General features: G+C 64.6%; 10 protein-coding genes. 9 read left to right on the forward strand and 1 reads right to left on the reverse strand.

The annotated features are described in order from the left end of the window. Positions 1-2 precede the first annotated feature (2 nt). The 8 genes from cyoB to AC05QJ_RS06140 all read left to right on the forward strand — a co-directional run bounded on the left by cyoB (position 3) and on the right by AC05QJ_RS06140 (position 17,549). Positions 3-2,021: a cytochrome o ubiquinol oxidase subunit I gene (cyoB, locus tag AC05QJ_RS06105; RefSeq protein WP_476746067.1), complete on the forward strand. Its 2,019-nt coding sequence runs from the start codon at positions 3-5 to the stop codon at positions 2,019-2,021. A 3-nt stretch (positions 2,022-2,024) separates the two neighbouring features. Next, complete coding sequence (cyoC, locus tag AC05QJ_RS06110; protein ID WP_476746068.1) at positions 2,025-2,648, forward strand: cytochrome o ubiquinol oxidase subunit III; 624 nt, start codon at positions 2,025-2,027, stop codon at positions 2,646-2,648. Further along, on the forward strand, positions 2,649-2,987 hold the full coding sequence (gene cyoD / locus AC05QJ_RS06115; protein ID WP_476746069.1) for a cytochrome o ubiquinol oxidase subunit IV: 339 nt from the start codon (positions 2,649-2,651) through the stop codon (positions 2,985-2,987). Between the two features lie 11 nt (positions 2,988-2,998). Next, positions 2,999-3,886, forward strand: a complete 888-nt coding sequence (cyoE, locus tag AC05QJ_RS06120; RefSeq protein WP_476746070.1) for a heme o synthase — start codon at positions 2,999-3,001, stop codon at positions 3,884-3,886. Between the two features lie 134 nt (positions 3,887-4,020). Beyond that, entirely contained in the window at positions 4,021-5,148 is a 1,128-nt protein-coding gene (locus tag AC05QJ_RS06125) for a hypothetical protein (protein ID WP_476746071.1), read from the forward strand. Between the two features lie 150 nt (positions 5,149-5,298). Next, on the forward strand, positions 5,299-6,534 hold the full coding sequence (gene alaC / locus AC05QJ_RS06130; protein WP_476746072.1) for an alanine transaminase: 1,236 nt from the start codon (positions 5,299-5,301) through the stop codon (positions 6,532-6,534). 172 nt (positions 6,535-6,706) lie between these two features. Continuing rightward, complete coding sequence (locus AC05QJ_RS06135) at positions 6,707-7,066, forward strand: YkgJ family cysteine cluster protein (protein WP_476746073.1); 360 nt, start codon at positions 6,707-6,709, stop codon at positions 7,064-7,066. Positions 7,067-7,316: 250 nt separating this feature from the next. Beyond that, positions 7,317-17,549 (forward strand): autotransporter-associated beta strand repeat-containing protein, encoded by a 10,233-nt coding sequence (locus AC05QJ_RS06140; RefSeq protein WP_476746074.1) that lies wholly within the window; start codon positions 7,317-7,319, stop codon positions 17,547-17,549. A 91-nt stretch (positions 17,550-17,640) separates the two neighbouring features. On the opposite strand, the gene AC05QJ_RS06145 is transcribed toward AC05QJ_RS06140, so the two are convergent. After that, positions 17,641-18,120: a DMT family transporter gene (locus AC05QJ_RS06145; RefSeq protein WP_476746075.1), complete on the reverse strand. Its 480-nt coding sequence runs from the start codon at positions 18,118-18,120 to the stop codon at positions 17,641-17,643. Between the two features lie 95 nt (positions 18,121-18,215). On the opposite strand from AC05QJ_RS06145, the gene AC05QJ_RS06150 reads away from it, so the two are divergent. Beyond that, positions 18,216-19,118: a LysR family transcriptional regulator gene (locus AC05QJ_RS06150; protein WP_476746076.1), complete on the forward strand. Its 903-nt coding sequence runs from the start codon at positions 18,216-18,218 to the stop codon at positions 19,116-19,118. Positions 19,119-19,124 lie beyond the last annotated feature (6 nt).

Below are 19,124 nucleotides of genomic sequence, written 5' to 3' on the forward strand. Positions count from 1 at the left end.
AGATGTTCGGTAAATTAAGTCTGGACGCGATCCCGTATCACGAGCCGATCGTCATGGTGACCCTCGCCATGATCGCGCTCGGCGGTATCGCGTTGTTCGCGGCAATCACCTATTTCAAGAAGTGGACCTACCTCTGGTCCGAGTGGCTGACTTCGGTTGACCACAAGAAAATCGGCGTGATGTACATCATCGTCGCCATGCTCATGCTGATCCGTGGCTTCGCCGACGCCATCATGATGCGTACCCAGCTCGCGGCCGCCACCGGCGGTGCCGAGGGCTACCTGCCGCCTGAACACTATGACCAGATCTTCACCGCCCACGGTGTGATCATGATCATCTTCATGGCGATGCCATTCTTCACCGGCCTAATGAACCTGGCGCTGCCGCTTCAGATCGGCGCCCGTGACGTTGCCTTCCCGTTCCTGAACTCCCTGAGCTTCTGGCTGCTGGTGTCCGGCGTTGCGCTGGTCAACATCTCCCTGGGCGTCGGCGAATTCGCCAAGACCGGCTGGGTTGCGTATCCGCCGCTGTCGGGTATCCAGTACAGCCCTGGTGTCGGGGTTGACTACTACATCTGGGCGCTACAGCTGTCCGGCCTGGGTACAACGCTGACCGGTGTGAACTTCCTGGTGACCGTGCTGAAAATGCGCGCCCCTGGCATGAAACTGATGGACATGCCGATCTTCACCTGGACCTGCACCTGGGCCAACGTCCTGATCGTCGCTTCGTTCCCGATCCTGACTGCTGCACTGGCTCTGCTGACTGTTGACCGTTATCTGGACTTCCACATCTTCACCAACGAGCTTGGTGGGAACCCGATGATGTACGTCAACCTGTTCTGGGCCTGGGGTCACCCTGAGGTTTACATCCTGATCCTGCCGGCCTTCGGCGTGTTCTCGGAAGTCACCTCGACCTTCACCGGCAAGCGCCTGTTCGGTCACCACTCGATGATCTACGCATCGGGCGCGATCGCGGTACTGGGCTTTGCGGTATGGCTGCACCACTTCTTCACCATGGGTTCTGGCGCCAGCGTCAACACCTTCTTCGGTCTGGCGACGATGCTGATTTCGATCCCGACCGGCGTAAAACTGTTCAACTGGCTGTTCACGATCTATCAGGGCCGTCTGCGCTTCACCGCGCCAGTACTCTGGACCCTGGGCTTCATGGTTACCTTCTCGATCGGTGGCATGACCGGCGTTCTGCTGGCTGTTCCAGGTGCTGACTTCGTTCTGCACAACAGCCTGTTCGTGATCGCCCACTTCCACAACGTGATCATCGGCGGTGCGGTATTCGGCTACGTGGCAGGCTTCGCCTTCTGGTTCCCGAAAGCCTTCGGTTTCACCCTGAACGAGAAGTGGGGCAAAGCTGCCTTCTGGTTCTGGATCTCCGGTTTCTACGTGGCCTTCATGCCGCTGTACGCACTGGGCTTCATGGGTATGACCCGTCGTCTGAACCACTCGGACAACCCGGCCTGGGAACCGTACCTGTACGTTGCCGTCGTCGGCGCCGTGCTGATCCTGTTCGGTATCGCTTGCCAGCTGATCCAGCTGTACGTCTCGATCCGCGACCGCAAGGACAACATGGACGTCACTGGCGACCCATGGGGCGGCCGTACCCTGGAATGGTCGACTTCGTCGCCACCTGCGTTCTACAACTTCGCCACCATGCCTGAGAAAGTGGGCCTGGACGCCTGGCAGGAAGCCAAGGAAGCAGGCGTTGCGTACAAGGTTCCGGCCAAGTACGAAGCGATCCACATGCCGAACAACACCTCTACCGGTGTGTTCATGGGCCTGTTCCTGACCATCTTCGGTTTCGCCTTCATCTGGCACATCTGGTGGCTGGTTGGCGTCAGCCTGTTCGCCACCGTTGCAGTCTTCGTTCGCCACGCTGCCCGTGACGACCAGGGCTACATGGTTCCGGCCGAGGAAGTGGCGCGCATCGAAGGTGAGCGCATGAAAGCCCTGGGCCTGGCCACGGGTGCGCCTGCCGGTGCACGTGTCGAATCGTTTGAGCGGGTTTAATCAATGTCCAGTCATGTAATCAACGCAGATGCTCATGGTCACGACCATGGGCATGACGATCACCACCACGACTCGAGCCAGATGACCGTCTTCGGTTTCTGGCTGTACCTGATGACCGACTGCATCCTGTTTGCGTCGATCTTCGCCACCTACGCGGTGCTGTCCGGCAACTTCGCCGGCGGCCCGTCGGGTCATGACATCTTCGAGCTGAACTACGTACTGGGCGAAACCGCGCTGCTGCTGTTCTCCAGTATCACCTTCGGTTTCGCCATGCTGCAGATGTACAAAGGCAACAAGGCCGGCGTACTGGGCTGGCTGGCCGTTACCTGGCTGCTCGGTGCCGGCTTCATCGGCATGGAAGTCAACGAGTTCCACCTGCTGATCAGCGAAGGCTTCGGCCCTAGCCGCAGCGGCTTCCTGTCGGGCTTCTTCGCCCTGGTCGGTACCCACGGTCTGCACGTGACCGCGGGTCTGATCTGGATGGCGATCCTGATGTATCAGATCAACAAGCACGGCATCACCAACACCAGCAAGACCCGCATGAGCTGCCTGAGCCTGTTCTGGCACTTCCTGGACGTGGTCTGGATCTGCGTGTTCACCGTCGTGTACCTGATGGGAGTTCTGTAAATGGCTAACGCACACAACAGCCACGGCCACGACGAAGCCAACCACGGCAGCGTCAAGTCGTACGCCATCGGCTTCATCCTGTCGGTGATCCTGACCATCATTCCGTTCGGCCTGGTGATGTACCCGACCCTGCCGAAGGACATGACCCTGCTGATCATCGTTGCCTTCGCAGTGATCCAGATCGTGGTGCACCTGTACTACTTCCTGCACCTGGACAGCTCGAAAGCAGCACGTTCCAACGTGACCTCGTTCCTGTTCACAGGCCTGGTCATTGCACTGCTGGTTGGCCTGTCGCTGTGGATCATGTTCAGCATCCACACCAGCATGATGGCGAAGTGAGGTAATACGGCATGTCCCTGAAGCACTTTATCCAGATCACCAAGCCGGGAATCATCTTCGGCAACGTGTTGTCGGTAGCGGGCGGATTCTTCCTCGCTGCTCAAGGGCATGTCGACTTCATGCTGTTCCTCGCCACGGTGATTGGTACCTCGCTGGTAGTCGCATCCGGTTGTGTCTTCAACAACTGGATCGACCGTGACATCGACATCAAGATGGAACGCACCAAGAACCGTGCGATGGTCCAGGGCCTGATCTCGCCGAACGTCGCGCTGGCCTATGCCACCCTGCTTGGCCTGGGTGGCTTCGGCCTGCTGTACTTCAAGGCCAACGCCCTGGCGGCCTTGTTCGGCCTGATCGGCTTCGTGATCTACGTGGGTCTGTACAGCCTGTACCTGAAGCGCAAATCGGTGCACGGCACCCTGGTTGGCAGCCTGTCCGGTGCCATGCCTCCGGTGATCGGCTACTGCGCCGTGAGCGGTACCTTCGACCTGGCTGCGCTGACCCTGCTGGTGATGTTCAGCCTGTGGCAGATGCCGCACTCCTATGCGATTGCGATCTTCCGCTTCAACGACTACCGCGCCGCCTCGATTCCGGTACTGCCTGTCGCCCGTGGCGTGCAGGCTGCGAAGAAGCAGATCATCTGGTACATCGTCGCCTTCATCGTCGCTACCCTGATGCTCACCTTTGCCGGTTACGCGGGTGTGGGCTACCTGGCCGTCGCGGCGAGCATGGGCCTGTACTGGCTGTACATGGCCTGGCGCGGCAACAAGGCGGTCGATGATCGCCTGTGGGCGCGCAAGGTGTTCGCCTTCTCCATCTTCACCATCACCGCCCTGAGCGTGATGATGTCGCTGGATACCCGCAGCCCTGCCGAAGTGCTGATGACCTACATCCACTGAGCGCGAATGGTTTGACCCGAACGCCCCGCACCGCAAGGTCCGGGGCGTTTTTCATGGGCGTGCGTTTTCCCGCTGAAAAGCACCACCCCTGCACGGCTAGTCTGAGGCTCCACTCTCAACGAGGAGCGCTTTTGATGAGCATCCTGACCGTGTACTTCTGTGGCACAGGTTCCCACCGTTTCGATGACACCAACCCCAGTTTCTGGCGCGGCGAGCTGGTTTCCACCCTGGCGAGCAACGACCAGGGCAGGGAGTTCGCCCATTGGATCGCGATCGACGGGCCGGGTAGCGGCAATCTGCAAGCTGACGACCTTTTCGTCGAAAACAAGGCGTACGGCCTCTCCGGTACGCTGTTTGGCAGCGGCTGGGAGGAGAACGTGGGCCATGCGTTGCAGATCATCAAGGGGCGCTGCGACTGGCAGCGCACCGAACTGACGAAAAGCGAGTACGACCGGCTCAAGGCGGCCGGCGTCCCCATCGAGGATGTCGAGCGGACCGGCTCCTGGTTCTGGCGCCGTTACAACTACGGCAGCCGTAAGGTGACACCGCAGCAGTTGCAGGAACAAATCATCAGGATGTTCCGCAAGGGCGGCCTTGTTCCGTCCCAGGTCAACCTGGTGGGCTGGAGCCGCGGCGGCATCAGTTGTCACATGCTGGCCAATGCAATGTTCCGCGATGCACAGCTCAAGCAGGTGCCGGTCAACATCTTCACCGTCGATCCGGTTCCGGGTGTATTCAATCTGCAGCCCCATCGCGTCGCGCTCGACGCCAACGTCAGGGAGTACGTGGGTTTCTATTCACGGGACGAGCGCTCCAAAGGCTTCGCGTGCGTGATTCCTCGAACCGCTGCCAGTACTCAGGTGCATCTGTATCCGCTGCCGGGCCGGCATGCCACGCTGGTGGGCAATGCCTCGCTCGATGGCGCGTCGCCAGGCGAGGAGGTCACCCAGCCGGGCCTGATCGTGCGGCACTTCGCCGAAGTGTGCCTGACGCGTTGGGGGGTAACGCTCAGGAACCGCCTGCAACTGACCGACCGGGAACTGATGAACCATCACCAGCAGATGCTCAAGGACGAGCAGCGCTACCTGGCGATGCGCTCCAGGTCCTACACACTGATGACCGAAGGTGATGCCAACGATCGCTTCGTGCATGTCGGCAGCGATGGTTCCGTGTTCAGCAAAGTCACGGGTGATCGCTGGAAGCCGGCGATCGGGCTGGCAGTGAAGGCCTGGGACATGACCTCTTACCGGCTGCTTCGCTAGGCCGTATCCATGGCGCTGTGCGCCCGGTTGCGCTGCGCACAGCGTCGGGGGGCTTTACAGCTGCCCCGGCGCGGATTATCTTCCGACTCGGCCACCGCAGTGGCCAACGTCGCTCGGACGGTTCCGGGCGCTTACGTCTCCGAGGAAAGCATGGCCGACTCCAGTTCGCCGCGCCGCTTTGCGCGCATCGATCGTCTCCCCCCCTACGTCTTCAATATCACCGCCGAGCTCAAGATGGCTGCGCGCCGTCGTGGCGAGGACATCATCGACCTGAGCATGGGCAACCCCGACGGGGCCACGCCGCCGCACATCGTCGAGAAACTGGTGCAGGTCGCCCAGCGTGAAGACACCCACGGCTACTCCACCTCCCGAGGCATCCCCCGTCTGCGCCGCGCGATTTCGCGCTGGTACAAGGACCGCTACGAGGTCGAGATCGACCCGGAAAGCGAAGCCATCGTCACCATCGGTTCCAAAGAAGGCCTGGCTCACCTGATGCTGGCCACCCTGGACCACGGCGATACCGTGCTGGTGCCCAACCCCAGCTACCCGATCCACATCTACGGTGCCGTGATTGCCGGCGCCCAGGTGCGTTCGGTACCGCTGATTCCGGGCGTGGATTTCTTCACCGAGCTGGAACGGGCGATCCGCGAGTCGATCCCGAAGCCGAAGATGATGATCCTCGGCTTCCCGTCCAACCCTACTGCCCAATGCGTCGAGCTGGACTTCTTCGAGCGCGTGGTGGCCCTGGCCAAGCAGTACGACGTGCTGGTGATCCACGACCTGGCCTACGCCGACATCGTCTACGACGGCTGGAAAGCCCCGTCGATCATGCAGGTGCCGAGTGCCAAGGACATCGCGGTGGAGTTCTTCACCCTGTCCAAGAGCTACAACATGGCGGGCTGGCGGATCGGCTTCATGGTCGGCAACCCGGAGCTGGTCAGCGCCCTGGCGCGGATCAAGAGCTACCACGACTACGGCACCTTCACGCCGTTGCAGGTTGCGGCCATCGCTGCGCTGGAAGGCGACCAGCAGCCGGTGCGGGACATCGCCGAGCAGTACCGCCAGCGCCGCAACGTGCTGGTCAAGGGCCTGCACGAGATCGGCTGGATGGTCGAGAATCCCAAGGCGTCCATGTACGTCTGGGCCAAGATTCCGGAGCAATACGCCCACCTGGGTTCCCTGGAGTTTTCCAAGAAGTTGCTGGCCGAGGCCAAGGTCTGCGTGTCGCCGGGGATCGGCTTCGGTGACTACGGTGACGACCATGTGCGCTTCGCCCTGATCGAGAACCAGGACCGTATCCGCCAGGCGGTGCGTGGTATCCGCCAGATGTTCCGCGCCGATGGTATCGAGGCGCCTAAGGCTCCGGTTAAATCACCGCGCGGCTGAGCCTTTGCCAGACGCCCCGATGCCCCCGTTTCACGGGCGCTCGGGGCGTTTTCGTTCCGCTGGTCGGGCGCCGAACTTTCTTTTCTTCACCCCCTTCTCAACGGCGTGCCGTTGCATAGAATTGGCGGCGGGATTCTCCCCATAACAATTCTTCCCGCGCCCTCCCGACATCATGTCCGATACCCATCCTTGCTTGAGCTGTGGCGCCTGCTGCGCGCATTTTCGTGTGTCCTTCTTCTGGGGCGAGTGCACCTCGGCCGGCGGCTGCGTGCCGGACGACCTGGTGGTGCAGATCACTCCGAGCCGCGTGGCCATGATCGGCACCGACGCCAAACCGGCCCGTTGCATTTCCCTGTCTGGCGAGGTGGGCAAAGGCGTCGCCTGCACCATGTATGAACAACGCTCCAGTCCGTGCCGGGAGTTCGAGGCCTCTTGGGAAAACGGCGAGCACAACCCGCGCTGCGATGACGCGAGGGCGGCCCATGGCCTGGCGCCGCTGCAGCCGTTCGACTTCGGTGCGACGGCGGCCTGATTCGCGAACGTCGGAATCCTGCCAGCAAACAAGCGGCTCATTGCGGCGAAAAGGTTGCTAAGCGCACAAGGCAATTTGTGCGCAAGACTTTCTGTTCAGGTGATGGCCTTTTGCTGTAAAACTCCCCCATCCGGATTTTTACATCGCCAAGGTCAGGCCATTCGACTGAATAGCTGCTGGAAACATCGTCTATTCGGTCGATGCCTGCGGCCTCAAGGAGGAGTCGCCTGATCCACATCAGGAGTTGTGTGTGGACAGTCGCTCAGCCTCATCCATTCGTGTACGTCGTAGTCCGCTGGCCCTTTCCGTCAGTCTCGCAGCCTTGGGCCTGCTGGCCAGCTTCAGCAGCACGGAGGTGCTCGCCGCCTGTACCCCGGGCGTCCCGACCAACGGCGTCACAGTGACCTGCAGCGGAACCGACCAGCGGAACTTCAGCAGCACGGCCAGCAACCTCACGGTCAACGTCGCCTACGGTGACCAGGTGGGCTCCGATGGCTCTGGCAACCCGGTGATGCAGCTCACCGGCAGCAACAACACCATCAACAGCCAAGGCTGGATCAACCCGTCCTACATCGGGCTGCAGACGGTGCTGACCACCGGCCTGCAAGTCGGTAATGCCAGTACCCAGAACATCGCCATCACCAACGACACCGTTGCTCGCCTGTCCGGCACCAGTGCCAACCTCGGCGCCTCCCTGCTCGACCTGAAGGGCATGGCGTTGGATGCCCAGGCCGGCGCGGGCGGCAAGGTCACCCTCGTCAACAGCGGGACTATCCAGAGTGAGCGGCTCCTCGGGGCAAGCCTGCTGTTCGCGGACATGCCCGTGGTGGCGGTCTACGGTGGTGCCCAGGTCGAGATGACCAACATGAACGAGGTCTACGGCCGGATCGCGTTCCAGGCATCGAGCGAGGGCAACATCTTCACCAATGCCGGGACGCTGGCGGGCAGCGTGTCCCTGGGGGCGGGGGGTGGGTCCAACCGGTTCAACGCGATCATCAACTCTTCGGTGGTCTCGGGTGGGGTGACCGGCAGCAATGCCGTGACCGTCGACTCCAACCCGAACCTGGTGTTCGCTGCCCCCGGCATCGTCGACGGCGGCGCCGGTGGCTTCAACACCCTGGCCCTGCAGAACGCTATCGGCGGGGGGGCCGGCACTGCGGGCACGACCTCGATTACGGCGAGCAGTTTCATCAACTTCAGCAACCTGCTGGTCCAGAGCGGTACCTGGCTGGTCAGTGGTGCGCTGCTCAGCGGCGCCGTCACCAGCACGAGCCTGGTCGGTGGCTCGCTGTCGGTGAACAACGACGCCGTGTTCGGCAGCGGTGATGTCAGTGTCAGCAGCGCCAACCTCACCACCCACACCGCCACCGTCAACCTGGCCAACAATTTTCTGATCGGCAGTGGCGGGATGGCGCTCAGCGGCACCAACACCATCGTGCTCAACGGTGTGATCTCCGGCGTTGGGGGAGGCCGCCTGACCAAGAGCAACGGCGGCATCCTGCGCATCAATGGCGTCAACACCTACGCCGGCGGTACCACGCTCAACGGCGGCACCACCGTGGTCAGCACCGACCAGGCCTTTGGTACGGGCGCTATCGCCATCGGCTCCACGGGTGCCCGCATCGATGCCTCGGGTACGGTCAACCTGACCAACGACATCGGCCTGAGCGCCAACGGCACCTTCGGCGGCACCGGCAACCTGACCGTGTCCGGCGTCATCAGCAACACCACCAGCCGCACCGTGGCCAAGGTCGGCAGCGGCCAGTTGATCCTGGCCAACGCCAACACCTACCAGGGCGGCACCACCTTGTCGGGCGGCACCCTGGTAGTGGGCAACAACCAGGCGCTGGGCAGTGGCGGGCTGGCCGTTGCCAGCGCTTCGACCCTGGCCAGCAGCCAGGCCGTGACCCTGGCCAACACCGTCAGCCTGGCCAGCAACCTGACCGTCGCCGGCGCCAACGACCTGCGGCTCAATGGTGTGATCGGCAGCACCGGCGCCTTCAAGCTGATCAAGACCGGCAGCGGCAATCTGACCCTGGCGGCCGCCAATACCTTCACCGGGGGGATCGATCTGAACGGTGGCACCCTGACCCTGGCCACCAACAGTGGCGTGCTGGGCAGCGGTACGCTGACGGTCACCGGCAACAGCCGCCTGGCGTTCGATGTGCCGCTCAATACCAGCACGCCCATCGTGATCAACAGCGGCACGACCCTGGACCTTGGGGTCAATCAGGACGTCCTGCTGTTCAGCGCCTTCTCCGGTGGCGGCAACCTGACCAAGACCGGCACTGCCGAAGTGACCCTGTTCCAGACCGGCAGCCTCGGCGGGCAGGTGGATATACAGGCCGGCAAGCTCACCGCCCTGGCCAGCAATGCCCTGGGCAGCGGCGTTCCGGTGAACATCGCCAGTGGCGCCACCCTCAACCTGGCGGCGGATACGGCGCTCGGCGCCCTGACCGGCAGTGGTCAACTGCAAGTCACCAGCGGCGCCATCAGCCTTGGCAACGGTAACGCCACTTCCACCTTCTCCGGTGCCATCACCGGCAGCACCAGTTCCGGAATGTCCAAGGTCGGCAGCGGTACCCTGACCCTGGCCGGGGTCAACTCCTTTACCAGCAGCCTGGTGGTCAGTGCCGGTCGCCTGCATCTGAACAGCACCGCCAGCCTCGCCAGCAGCAACGTGTCCGTGCTCAACGGCGCCACCGTCAGCGGTACCGGCAGCTTCGGCGGCAGTGTGAGCATCAACAACGGCGCGCACCTGGTCGTCAGCTCGGGCGGCACATTGTCGGCGGGCTCGCTGAACCTGGCCGCCGGCAGCACGGTGGACGTCGCCCTCGGCGCACCGTCCCTGACGCCACTGGTCAGCGTCAGCAACAACCTGACCCTGCAATCCACCCAGTTCAGCTTCAGCAGCCTGGCCAGCATCGATAACGGCATTTATCGCCTGTTCAACTACGGCGGCTCGTTGAATAACCTCGGCGCCAGCATCAGCGCTTTGCCGACTGACTTCCTGCCGGGCGAAATCACCCTGCAATACGTGGCAGGCGGGGTCAACGCCATCGTCAACTCGCTGAGCCTGGCCACCCAGTACTGGGACGGCACCGGCCCGCTCGGCGATGGCGTGGTCAATGGCGGCAGCGGCCTGTGGGACAGCGCCTCCACCAACTGGACCAAGGCCAGCGGCATTCCCGTCGGCACCTGGAACAGCGTGGCGGCGGTGTTCCAGGGCACGGCGGGCCAGGTGACCCTCGAAGGCACCCAGAGCACCGGCAGCCTGCTGTTCAAGACGGATGGCTACAGCCTGAGCAGCGGCACGGCCGGCGTGCTCAATCTGGTCAATGGCAGCGGCGGCTCGGCCACCGTGGGTGCCGAGGCTGGGGTCAGCGCCCTGGTCGACGCGCAGATCGGCGGTACCGGCACGCTGGAAAAAACCGGCGCCGGTACCTTGATCCTGGCCGGCGACAACCTCTACAGCGGCGGGACGACGCTGACCACCGGTACCCTGATCGTCCGTCGTGACACCGCCCTGGGCGGCGGTGCCCTGACCCTCGGCATCGGCACCACCCTGCGCAGCGACACGAGCGATGTCACGCTGAGCAATAACGTGACCCTCGGCGGTGCGTCCAACGTGGTGGTCGACAGCGGCATCAACCTGAACCTGGCCGGTGCCCTCAGCGGCGCGGGTGGCCTGGTCAAGATCGGCGCCGGCAGCCTCGCCCTGAGTGGCGGCAACGCGCAACTGGGCAATACCTGGCTCAATGCCGGTGGCCTGGTGCTGGGCAGTCATTCCGCCCTCGGCTCGGGCACCTTGAACACCCTCGACAACACCACCCTCGACAGCGGTCTGGCGGGTGTGCAGGTTGGCAACAGCCTGGCCATGAGCGGCAACCTCACGTTCCTCGGCAGCCTCGATATGGCGCTGAGCGGCGTGGTGTCCGGCACCGGCAACCTGATCAAGAGCGGCAACAGCGCGCTGAGCCTGACCGGTGCCAATACCTTGAACGGCACCGTCACCCTCAACCAGGGCACCCTGCGCCTTGGCCACGCCAGTTCGCTGGGCAACGCCAGCCTGACGGTCGGTGGCGCTTCGACGCTGGAGTCGACCGCGAACCTCTCGGTCGCCAACAACGTCACCCTGAACCGCCAGCTGACGGTCAGTGGCAGCAACGCCCTGGCCCTCTCCGGCGTGGTGTCCGGCACCGCCGGCCTGCTCAAGGACGGCAGCGGCACGCTGACCCTGAGCGGCAACAACACCTATCAGGGCGGGACCACCCTGAGCGCCGGCACCCTCGCCGTTGGCCATGCCCAGGCGCTGGGCACTGGCCGCGTGGATGTCACCGGCAGCGCCAGCCTTCAGAGCACCAGCGCCCTGAGCGTTGGCAACGCCCTGGATATCAGTGGCGCCTTGACCGTGCAGGGCAACAGCGACCTGACCCTCTCCGGCGCCGTCAGCGGCGCCGGCAGCCTGACCAAGACCGGCAGCGGCGTCCTGAGCCTTGAAGGCATCAGCACCCTGCAGGGCACCTACAACATCGACGGTGGCACGCTGGCCGCCCGCTTCTCCAGCAGCCTGGGCACCCCGGCCGCGATCAACGTCGGCGCCGCCGGCACCTTGCGACTGGCGTTCGGTGGCCGGACGGGCGCGCTCAATGGCGCTGGTAACGTCAACCTGGTCAGCGGCATGTTGCGGGTCAATGAAGGCAACTTCAGTGGCACCATGAGCGGTAGCGGCAGCCTGCAGAAAGACGGTACTGGCACGTTGCTGCTTAGCGGCAACAGCAACTTCTCCGGCAACACCACCGTCTCCGCTGGACTCCTGCGGGTCACCGGCAGCTTCGGCAACGGCGATGGCCTGCTGCTGGTGCATGACGGCGGGGCAGTAACGGGCACAGGCGCGGTCAATGCCGACGTCACCATCGCCAGCAACGGCCATCTCGCCCTTGCCAGCGGATCGACCCTGACCCTCGACTCGCTGGTACTGCATGACACAGGCTTCATTGATGCCGCCCTGGGCAGCGCCACACCGGGTGCTGCCGGCCTGGCCAACATCACCGGCAACCTGACCCTCGACGGCAAGCTCAACATCACCGACACCGGCGGCTTCGGCATCGGCGTGTACCGCCTGTTTGATTACGGCGGTGTGCTGACCAACAATGGTCTGATCCTCGGCACATTGCCCAATGGCACGCCAACCAATGAGTTGGCGCTGCAGACCAGCGTCGCCCATCAGATCAACCTGGTGGTCGGCGGTGCGGCGGATATCCGTTTCTGGGACGGCAGCGGCGTGGCCGGCGACGGCATCATTGCTGGTGGCGACGGTGTCTGGAACGGCACCAACGGCAACTGGACCACCACCAACGCCGGCTACAACCAGGCGTGGAACGACAGCTTCGCCGTGTTCCAGGGCGCTGCCGGCACGGTCACCGTGGACGGAACCCAGAGCGTCACCGGGCTGCAGTTCATCAACGACTACACCCTGGCCGGCGGCGCCGCGGGCCAGTTGCAACTGGTCAATGGCATCGACGGCTACAGCGCCGTGCGGGTCGGCAGCGGCAAGACCGCCACCCTCGACGTCAGCCTCACCGGCAACGGCATCCTCACCAAGCTGGACAACGGCACCCTGGTGCTCAACGGCAGCAACAGCCACACCGACGGCACCCGCCTCGAAGGCGGCACGCTGGTACTGAGCAACGACGACGCGCTGGGCTCCGGCAACCTGACCACTTCTGCCGGCACCAGGCTGGACACTAACAAGGCGGTCAGCCTGGTCAATGATGTGGTTCTCGACGGTGCGCTGACCCTGGCTGGCAGCAACGACCTGACGCTCAACGGTCTGGTGTTCGGCAACGGCTCGCTGGTGAAAAATGGTAGCGCGACGCTGACGCTGAACAACGTCAACGACTACGCAGGGACCACACTCAACGGCGGTACGCTGGTGCTGGGCGACCGGGGCGCGCTGGGCAACGGTCAGTTGACCGTCAGCGGCGTGTCCACCCTCGACAACAGTGTTGCAATGACCCTGGGTAACGCCATCAATCTTGGCTCGCGCCTGACCATAGCCGGCAACCGCGACCTGGACCTGAGTGGCGCCTTGAAGGGGACCGGCACCCTGGTCAAGCAGGGCAGCGCCACGCTGGCGCTGACGGGCAGCAGCAATTTCCTGGGCACCTATCAGGTCGACGCCGGCCAGCTCAACCTGCTGGGCAGCAACGGCACGAATGCACCGTGGGTGACTGTGGGCGCGGCCGGCATCCTGGGTGTCGGTGCCGACAGTACCCTGCAGTCGCTGGGCGGGCAGGGCGCGGTGCAGGTGTACAACAACAGCGTCCTGACCCTGCGCAACGGCACCTTTGCCGGCAGCATCACGGGGAACGGCGGCCTGAACATCGACTTCGGCAGCGTCGCCCTGAGCGGCACCAGCAACCTGAATGGTGCGACCGCGGTGTCCTCCGGCAGCCTCTACGTCGATGGCTCGCTGACGACGTCTTCGCTGTCGGTTGCAGGTGGCGCCACCCTGGGCGGCACGGGCAGCGTCAATGGCGCTGTGACCATCGCCGATGGCGCTTATCTGCAACTCGACAGCACTGCCACGCTGACCACCGGCGACCTGACCCTCAACAATGACTCCCACCTCGATGCCTGGCTCGGCGCGGCCGTGGCGGGTTCGGCGTCCATGCTCAAGGTCAACGGCAACCTGCTGCTGGACGGGACGCTCGATATATCCGACGCGGGCGGTTTCGGTCTCGGTGTCTATCGCTTGATCGACTACACCGGCAGCCTGACCGATAACGGCCTTTCGATCGGCATGATTCCGGCGGGTCTGTTGAGCGGCGACCTGGAAGTGCAGACCAGCGTCGCCAACCAGGTCAACCTGCTGGTCGGCGGCGCCCCCGGTAGTGTGCTGTTCTGGAGCGGCAGCAACGGTAGCTGGGGCAGCACGGCGAGCAACTGGACCAACGCCACCGGCAACTTCAGCCAGACCTGGCAGGACGGCTTCGCGGTATTCCAGGGCACGGCAGGCACGGTCACCGTCGAAGGCACGCAGACCACCACCGGCCTGCAATTCGCCAGCACCGGCTACAACCTGGTCGCAGGAGCTGCGGGTGAGCTGAACCTGGTCAACGGCTCCACCGGCTATGCCGGCGTGCGGGTCGGCAGCGGTTACACCGCCACGGTCGATGTGAACGTCACTGGCAGCGCCACCCTCAACAAGCTCGAAGGCGGCACCCTGGTACTGAACGGCAACAACAGCTACAGCGGCGGTACCCTGCTCAATGGCGGCACCCTCGTCGTGGGCAGCAATGCCGCCCTGGGCACTGGCACCCTGACCACCGCCAGCCTCACCCTCCTGGACAGCAATCGCGCAGTCAGCCTCGGCAATGCCGTGACCCTCGACGGCGGGCTGATCCTCGCCGGCAGCAACGACCTGAGCCTCGCCGGCGACATCGGTGGCAGCGGCGCCCTGGCCAAGAACGGCAACGCCAACCTGACCCTGAGCGGCAATAACAGCTACAGCGGCGGCACCGTACTCAACGCCGGCAGCCTGACCCTCGGCCACAACGCCGCACTGGGCACCGGTGCGCTGACGATCCTCGGCAACACCCGCCTGGATACCACGGCCAACCTGCAACTGAACAACGCCATCGTCGTCGGCCAGCAACTGACCCTCACCGGCAGCCACGACCTGACCCTGGGCGGCGTGCTCAGCGGGACCGGCGACCTGGTCAAGAACGGCAGCGGCCAACTGCGGCTGACCGGCAACAGCAGCTACACCGGCACCACTCTGGTCTACGCCGGCGGCCTGACCGTGGACGGCAGCTTCGCCAGCGCCAACGTGCTTGTCGGCAGCGGCGCCAGCCTGGGGGGCAGCGGTCACTTGTCTGGCGGGGCGCGCCTGGCCGACGGCGCCAACCTCAACGTGGCCAGCGCCACCGCGCCGCTGACCGTGGGCAGCCTGTCGCTGGCGTCGAACAGCAACGTGAACTTCACCCTCGGCGCGCCGGATACCGCCACCACCCTGGTCAAAGTCAACGGTGACCTGGACCTGAACGGCACCCTCAACATCACCGACGGCGGCAACTTCGGCATCGGCGTCTACCAATTGTTCAGCTACGGCGGCGTACTGGTGGATGACGGTATGACCCTCGGCAGCCTGCCGGCCGGCTTCGATCTCGCGCAGATGACCCTGCAAACTTCCCTGGCCAACCAGATCAACCTGGTGGTCGACGAAGGCGATGGCGACCTGCTGTTCTGGAACGGCACCAAGACCAACGCCGACGGCACCATCGGCGGCGGCTCCGGCACCTGGGGCGCAGACACCAACTGGACCAACTCCAGCGGCAAGAACAGCAATGGCTGGAGCGGTGGCCAGTTCGCCGTCTTCGGCGGTCAGAGCGGCACGGTCACCGTGTCGGGGCTGCGGCGCTTCTCGGGCATCCAGTTCCTCAGCGATGGCTATCTCGTGCAGGGCGACGCGCTCGAAGCCGTCAACGCGGCGGACGGGTCGCTGGCGGCGGTGCGCGTTGCCAATGGGGCGACTGCGCGGATCGGCGCGGCGCTGGTGGGCGAGGGCGGCCTGGAGAAACTCGACGGCGGCACCCTGGAACTGACAGGCGCCAACACCTACAGCGGTGGCACCCAGATCAGCGCCGGTACCTTGCTCGGCAACACCACCAGCCTGCAGGGCTCGATCGTCAACGACGCCAGCCTGATCTTCCAGCAGGACGTGGACGGCAGCTTTGCCGGCAACCTGAGCGGCACCGGCAAGGCCTTCAAGCGTGGCTACGGCACCTTGCTGTTTACCGGCTACAACGGCTTCAGCGGCACCTTCACCGTCGAGGACGGCGTGCTGCAGGTGGGCGAGACGGCCGAGGAAGAACCGGCTCCGGTGGTCGCCTCGTTCGCCCGTATGGCGCTGTTCTCGGTGCCGGTGGGCGACACCCTGGCGGCTGATATCACCGTCAACAACGGTGCTGGTCTGACCGGTACCGGTACCGTCGGCAGCGTGGTCAACCACGGCACCGTGCAGCCGGGTGCCAACGGCAACCTGACCGTCAGCGGCAACTTCACCAACGCCAGCGACGGCACCCTGAGTATCAACCTGACCCCGCTGCCGACCCGCTACCTGGCCGTGGGCGGTACCGCCACCCTGGCCGGTCAGTTGAATGTGTTCGCCGTGGCGCCGTATACCGGCGACACCACCTACACCCTGCTGACCGCCGACGGTGGCATCACCGGCACCTTCGACAGCGACAACATCGACAGCCTCGGCCAGGCCTCCAGCCTGGCCTTTATCGACACCACGCTGCAGTACGGTGCCAATGACGTGAGCCTGTCGGTGGCGCGCAACAACGTCGCTTTCGCCGATGTCGCCCTCAGCGACAACCAGCGTGGCGTGGCTGCAGCACTGGATTCGGCCGCTGCGCCGGCCAGCCTGCGCAGCGCCATCACCAGCCTGGACGTGGCCTCGGCGCAGGCAGCGTTCGACAGCCTGTCCGGCGAAATCCACGCCAGCACTGCCAGCGTGCTGCTGGAAGACTCGCGCTACGTGCGCAATACGGTCAACGACCGCATGCGCCAGGGCGATTGCGGCAACGGTGACCCGCGCAGCGTGCTCGCACCGAGCAGCGGCCAGCAAAGCAGCAGCGGCTGCCAGGGCCAGGGCGTAGGCTGGATCACCGCACTGGGCGGCTGGGCCAACCACGACGGTGGCAGCGGCGTGGCAGCGGTGGATCGCGACCTGTCCGGCTTCATGCTCGGTTTCGACAACAACCTGAACGACCAGTGGCGTGCAGGTATCGCGGCGGGTTACACCAAGACCAGCCTCGACGCCAACAAACGTGGCTCGGATGCCTCGGTGGACAGTTACCACCTGGCGACCTACCTGAGCTACCAGCTCGACGCGTTCGCGGCCCGCGTGGGCGCCGGCTACAGCTGGCACGACATCGACACCAAGCGCCATGTCGCGGCTGGCAGCTACAACGAAGAGCTGAAAGCCAAGTACAAGGCCGGCACCGCTCAGGTGTTCGGTGAAGTGGGTTACACCCTCGAAGCCGCTGGCGTGGCGCTGGAACCGTTCGCCGGCCTGGCCTATGTCAACTACGACAGCGACACCGGCCGCGAGAAAGGCGGGGCCGGGGCGCTGGAAGCCAGTTCGAAACAGGACGCCACCTTCAGCACCGTCGGCCTGCGCGCCGGCAAGCAGTTCGTGCTGGACAACGGCACCACCGTGACGCCACGCGGCAGTGTGGGCTGGCGCCATGCCTTCGGTGATACCAAGCCGGACGCGGACCTGCGCTTTGTCGACGGCGGCGCGGCGTTCAGCACCCAGGGTGTGCCGCTGGCGAAGGATGCGGCGGTGCTCGAAGCGGGCCTGGACGTGAGCATTGGCGCGGCGGGCAAGCTGGGTGTCGGGTACTCCGGGCAACTGGCAAGCGACAACCGCGATCATGCGGTGACCGTCAGCTTCAGCATGGGCTTCTGAGGACCTCGCCGGCCGGCTCGCACACCATCTGTGGGAGCCGGCTTGCCGGCGATGAGGCCAGTGGCAACAACCAGGAATCCGGTATCGGGCGTTATCGGCCCGATGCCGTTCCCCACTGCACCACCAGCATCCCCACCACGATCAACCCCACCCCCAGCAACCGGGCCAGATTCACCGGCCGCTCCGGCAACCCCATCAACCCCCACTGGTCGATCGCCAGCGATGACAGCACCTGTCCGGCTATCACGCAGACGATGAATCCTGCCGCCCCCAGACGCGGCGTAAGGATCAACGCCGCCGTGATATAGGCCACCCCGGCCACACCCCCGAACCACGCCCACCAGGGCGCCGACACCAGCCCCGACCAGTGCGGCGCCGGTGCCCTCATCACCCACAGCGCCGGCAGCACCATCAGCACGCTCACCGACAGCGACACCAGCGCAGCCCACAACGGATGACCCAGCAAGCGCCCCAGCCCGGCATTGCTGCCGGCCTGGAACGGCACGGCTGCACCGGCAAGCAGGGCGATCAGTGGCAAGAGGATGACGGCGGGGGAAAAACCAGCGTTCATGGCGGACTCCTTGATACACGCAACGGACATGAGGCAGTCTTGGTTATCCATACGCTCGATGGAAATTCGAATTTCGCACAGGGACTATTCGCCCGATGGATGATCTGCGCCGCATCGACCTCAACCTGCTGCTGACCCTGCATGCCCTGCTGGCCGAACAGCACGTATCCCGCGCAGCGTTGCGCCTGCACCGCAGTCAGCCGGCGGTCAGCCATGCCTTGGCGCAGTTGCGCGACCTCTTCGCCGACCCGCTGCTCGTACGCCGTGGTGGGCGTCTGCAGCCCACCGCCCGTGCGCTGGAACTGGTCCAGCCGCTGCAGGACGCACTGCAACAACTGGACGCGCTGCTCAGCCGCCCCGGTTTTGACCCCGCCCGGGCGCGCCGCAGCTTTCGCCTGGCGATGTCGGATTATGGTGCGCGGGTGGTGTTGCCACGGCTGATGCGAGGCCTGCGGGAAGAGGCGCCAGGTATCGACCTGGTGGTGACCCAAGGCAGCCGCGAGGCCATGCTCAGCCAGTTGTTCGATGGCGAGATCGACCTGGCGCTGGGAGTGTTCCCGACCCTGGCCGCCCCGCTGTGCGCCGAAACCCTTTTCGAAGAGCGCTTCGCCTGCCTCGCCGACCGTGACACCCTGCCGGCCCGGGGCGGCCTGACGCTGGAGGAGTGGCTGGCACGGCCCCATGTATTGGTCGCGGTACGGCCCGGTGCCGACAACGAAATCGACCTGGCTCTGGCCGCTCAGGGCCAACAGCGCCGTGTGGCCCTGGCCCTGCCGCACTGGACCGCCGCCACTGAAGTCATCGCCGGTACCGACCTGCTGCTCACCGTCGCCCGGCGCAGTCTGGAAGGGCGTTTGTCGTTGCAAGGATTGCGCTGCTTCGAGCCGCCATTGCCGATTCGTGCGTTCGAATTCCAGCAGGCCTGGCATGAACGGCGCGAGGGCGATGCCGCGCATCGATGGTTGCGGGGGAGGGTGATGCACGCTTGCATGGCCTAAGATAGT

The sequence above is a fragment of the Pseudomonas sp. TUM25319 genome, from assembly GCF_056388475.1.